This is a genomic window from Frankia sp. CeRuru1 (genome assembly GCF_977966315.1).
Genome location: NZ_CDWWEW010000439.1, coordinates 1 through 4,008 on the forward strand (window position 1 = coordinate 1; position 4,008 = coordinate 4,008).

At 70.6% G+C, this 4,008-nt stretch carries 5 protein-coding genes; 2 read left to right on the forward strand and 3 right to left on the reverse strand.

The window, feature by feature from the left end; all coding sequences use genetic code 11:
* Positions 1 to 49: 49 nt before the first annotated feature.
* Both AC08OP_RS22145 and AC08OP_RS22150 read right to left on the reverse strand, forming a co-directional pair.
* On the reverse strand, positions 50 to 328 hold the full coding sequence (locus tag AC08OP_RS22145) for a GlsB/YeaQ/YmgE family stress response membrane protein (protein ID WP_462188996.1): 279 nt from the start codon (positions 326 to 328) through the stop codon (positions 50 to 52).
* A gap of 140 nt (positions 329 to 468) precedes the next feature.
* The gene (locus AC08OP_RS22150; protein WP_476615942.1) at positions 469 to 885 is read right to left on the reverse strand and encodes a PPOX class F420-dependent oxidoreductase; all 417 of its coding nucleotides are present in this window, start codon (positions 883 to 885) and stop codon (positions 469 to 471) included.
* A gap of 292 nt (positions 886 to 1,177) precedes the next feature.
* On the opposite strand from AC08OP_RS22150, the gene AC08OP_RS22155 reads away from it, so the two are divergent.
* Positions 1,178 to 2,209: a site-specific integrase gene (locus tag AC08OP_RS22155; protein ID WP_476615944.1), complete on the forward strand. Its 1,032-nt coding sequence runs from the start codon at positions 1,178 to 1,180 to the stop codon at positions 2,207 to 2,209.
* A gap of 57 nt (positions 2,210 to 2,266) precedes the next feature.
* On the opposite strand, the gene AC08OP_RS22160 is transcribed toward AC08OP_RS22155, so the two are convergent.
* Positions 2,267 to 2,557 (reverse strand): hypothetical protein, encoded by a 291-nt coding sequence (locus tag AC08OP_RS22160; RefSeq protein WP_476612081.1) that lies wholly within the window; start codon positions 2,555 to 2,557, stop codon positions 2,267 to 2,269.
* Positions 2,558 to 2,936: 379 nt separating this feature from the next.
* On the opposite strand from AC08OP_RS22160, the gene AC08OP_RS22165 reads away from it, so the two are divergent.
* Positions 2,937 to 3,836 (forward strand): hypothetical protein, encoded by a 900-nt coding sequence (locus tag AC08OP_RS22165; protein WP_476615943.1) that lies wholly within the window; start codon positions 2,937 to 2,939, stop codon positions 3,834 to 3,836.
* Positions 3,837 to 4,008 lie beyond the last annotated feature (172 nt).

Sequence of the window (4,008 nt, forward strand, 5' to 3'; positions counted from 1 at the left end):
GTCAACCCACCGCACCGGGCGGCCGTTAGGCGGCCTCGGGGGCGGGGCGTCAGCGGTGCAACGTACGGCGGCGGCCCACCGCCCGCCACACCAGCAGTACGACGATACCCCCGATGATCGAGCCGACGATGCCGGACGGTTGCAGCGCGCCCTCGCTGAGATCACGGTTGAACAGGACGTAGCCGAGGAAACCGCCGACGAACGAGCCGACGATGCCGAGCAGGATCGTCGCAGGGATACTCATCGGGTCGGGCCCGGGCACGAGCAGGCGCGCGACCGCGCCGGCAACGAGACCAAGCAGCACCCAGCTGATGAGGGTCCAGACCACGGAAGACCTCCGGCCAGTAATGATCATCGATGGCCGACCGATGATCGAGGAGCAGGACGTCCGCCGTATACCCGACCAACCCGGTTCGTCAAACAACGTCCGGAACGTCGTCCCGCGGACAGCCTGCCCGTCGAGATGACTCAGGAGATGGTGCGCCGCTGGATGGTGACCTCGTGCGGCTCACGGTCGGGGGTGTCGAGGGCGAAGCTGATGATCCGCCGAGGATGGATGCGGATGATCGCACCGTCGATGCGGCCGGCGGGGCCGCCCGGGGCCTGGATGGCCTCCGCGGCGCCGCGGATCTCCAGGAAACGCACCCGCCACGGGTCACTGGAGACGATGTCGTCGATGACGATCGCGGCCCTGCCCTGCCGGGAGACGTTGTGGAACTTCTGGCTCGCGGCCATGTTGTACCCGCCGATGTCGATCGTGCCCAGCTTCTCGTTGAGGCTGAACCCGACCGGGTTGACCTGCGGGGTGCCGTCGGCACGCACGGTCGCCAGCCGGCCCAGGGGCTGGGTGCGCAGGTAATCGGTCTCGAGCTCGGTGAAGGTCATGGCTTGCCTCCTCTGGTGGGGGCGGAGCGGGGCCACGGGGACCGCCCCGACACTAGAAGCTCAAGCGCTGTTGAGCTCAAGCGCTGTTGAGGTCAAGCGCTGTTGAGGCCAAGGCGACGGCGTACCGGTGACGGCTATTACCGGTTCCCCGCCGGGCGGCCGAGGACGCCGCTGAGCTTTACACCGCGTGCCTCGGAGCCCGTCCACGAGCCCGGGCGAGCCGCGGCGGACTAGGGTGGGTCTCGATGTTCCAGGATGCCCGGACGCCCCGGCGGTGAACGACGAGGCCACCATGCCGATCCCCGGCCCCCGTGCGCTACCGGCCGGCTCCGCCGGCGCGGCACAGCCGCCGGTGCCGGTCCTGGCACCGGGCACCGACGGGCAGCTCACCGCCGATCTGCTCGCCCGGGTAGGGGACTACGCCCGCGCCGCGCGTTCCACGGCGACCTGGCGGGCCTACGACAGTGACCTGCGCCAGTTCCGGGCCTGGTGTGAACACCAGACGGTGCCGCTGTGCCCGCTGCCGGCGACCCCGGCGACGGTCGCGGGTTACCTCGCCACGCTCGCCGACGCCGGGTACAAGCCCTCGACGATCCGCCGCCGGCTCGCCGCAATCTCCGTCTCCCACCAGCTCGGTCGCCATCCCAACCCGGCGAGCGCACCGGAGGTCTGCGCCGTCTGGGACGGTATCCGCCGCACCCGCGGGGTCCGCCCGGACCGCAAGACCGCGCTGGACACCTCCCTGCTGGCCCGGGTCGTCGCCGGGCTGCGCGACGACAACCTCGCCGACGTCCGCGACCGGGCACTGCTGCTGATCGGGTTCGCCGGCTGCCTGCGTCGCTCCGAACTCGTCGGCCTCGACGTCGCCGACCTGCTCGAGACCCCCGACGGAGTCGTCCTGACGATCCGGGCGTCGAAGACCGACCAGGAGGCCGCCGGTGCCCTGGTCGGCGTCGCCTACGGCTCCTACCGGCCGACCTGCCCGGTACGGGCCTGGCGGGCCTGGGCGGGCGCTGCCGCGCTGACCGACGGGCCGGCGTTCCGCGCGGTCAACCGGCACGGGCAGGTCGCGCCGGGGCGGCTCTACCCGGGCTCGGTGGCCCGGATCGTGCAGCGCCGGGTGGCCGCCGCCGGGCTCGACCCGGCCGACTTCGCCGGGCATTCGCTGCGCTCCGGGTTCGCCACCGCCGCCGCTCGCGCCGGTGTCGCCGACCGGTCGATCATGCGCCAGGGCCGGTGGCGCTCCTCGGCGTCGCTCGACGGCTACGTCCGCGCCGGACGGCTGTTCGACCGCGACAACCCCTCCGGCCGCGTCGGGCTGTGAACCCGACCGGCCTGGATCGAACCCGACCGGCCTGTTGCCGTCCCGTGGCCGCGGCCGTCACCGTCGACTCCGTAGGAAGCCGTCGACGATCAACGCGACCAGGACCCCCCATAGCTGGACGACGAGCCCGTCGGCGCTGACCAGCCCCGCCCGCAGCAGCGCGCCCCCGCCGGCGACCGCGACTATCGTGCATGCGGCGTAACCGGCCCGACGATGCCCACCGACCCGACGATGCCCGTCGGATTCGCCGTGACGGTCCCCGGCGACCGGGGAGTCCGGCCTCGCCGGCGCGCCCACCGCGGCGCGCGGGTTCTCGCGGCGCGCGCCGCCCGGCAGGCGAAGGAGCAACGGACGCGGGTGCTCGCGCCTGTCCCGACGGCGTCGTCGACGCGGGCGGCGATGATTCATCGCAGGATACTCCTCGGGAAGCGGGTGTCGAATAGCACGGTGCCTGGGCCTGTTCACTGGACCGGCGGTACCGGGCAATAAGGTGGCGTGGATCGAGGCCTGGCCTGCATGCACCCTTCTTACTCAACGCAAGGAATGCGTGGCAAGATGCTTCGTCACCGGACCAAGGGAGGTCGACGCCGATGCCGAATGCGGCAACCGCCGTGCATTCATATCCTCCTACGCGATGGATCCCGCCGTATCCGGAGGGTCAATGCGGCAACTCCTGACGCATTCTTTCCGGCTCCCGCGTCCCCGCGATCGTCCACGAGAAGGTGCCATGTCCGGTAAACCACAACAGCCACCGCGCGCGACCGGGGACTCCCACCTCGACGCCCTCCTGGCCCGCCGCTACAAGGACTACGAGCAGCACTACAAACGGTACGGAGTGTCGTTGGGTGCGATCGCCCGCGAGCTTGCCCCTGACGGGGCGGGCCGGGACGAACACCGCAACCTCGCGGCGCGGATCGGCCGCTTCTACCTGACCGGAACGGGGCGGTCCGCCGCCCGCTGGGCTTACTTCGAGACGGAGCTTCGGCTGTGGTTCTCCGCCGCGAAGACGCCAGCCGCGGAGCGAAAGACCATACTGGATGAGTACGCCGCGCTGTATCGCCGGGCCTTCCCGCACGCGACCGACGGCCCGTACGGGGCACGGGCGGACACCGACGTGTCGTTCGAACAGCATGTCCAGAGTATCATGGCCGGGTTCACCCGGCTTCTCGGCACGAAGAGCATGCCCAGTGAATTGGGCGGTGAGGAGCTCCGGCGGATCGCCGGCGACCTGATTCCTCTCCTGGACAACAAAAGTATGTTCAATCCCTGCCTGGCCCTGAGCATGGAGATGACCAGAAGGCCGTTCGATGAGCAGAGCCGAGCGGCCGCGGAGGCGATCACCACGTGCGACGAACGGCTCGCCGAAATCGATCAGGCGCTCTGCGGGATCGGGGGACACGGTGTCCGGCGGCTACGCCGCGCCATCGCAGAGCACCGAACGGAACACCGTCGGATTTTTATGCTCCCCCCGATTGCCGACGGGGCCTTCCCAGACCTCGCCCGTACCGACGGCGTGCATCCGCCCGCAGGCACGGGATCGCCGTTGTCCGCCGGGTCCGCGGGGGGAAGGCCCGCCACGGGAACCGGATGTGACGGTGAACCGGATGTGACGGTGAACCGGATGTGACGGTGAACCGGATGTGACAATGGCCTGCCGATGACGGCACAGGGGGCGGTAACCGGTCCGCTTTCGGCAGCCGGTCCGCTTTCGGCGGCGGGAACGGCACCGGCCAGGCTCGTCCCCCGATCGGCATTTATGATCATCTTCTCGGGGGTGGGGTGGGCGTGGCAGGCTGCCG

Excerpts from the sequence above, each read along its gene's own strand:
- AC08OP_RS22165 (WP_476615943.1), top strand. The coding sequence starts at position 2,937 with ATGTCCGGTAAACCACAACAGCCACCGCGCGCGACCGGGGACTCCCAC.
- AC08OP_RS22155 (WP_476615944.1), top strand. The coding sequence starts at position 1,178 with ATGCCGATCCCCGGCCCCCGTGCGCTACCGGCCGGCTCCGCCGGCGCG.
- AC08OP_RS22150 (WP_476615942.1), bottom strand. The coding sequence starts at position 885 with ATGACCTTCACCGAGCTCGAGACCGATTACCTGCGCACCCAGCCCCTG.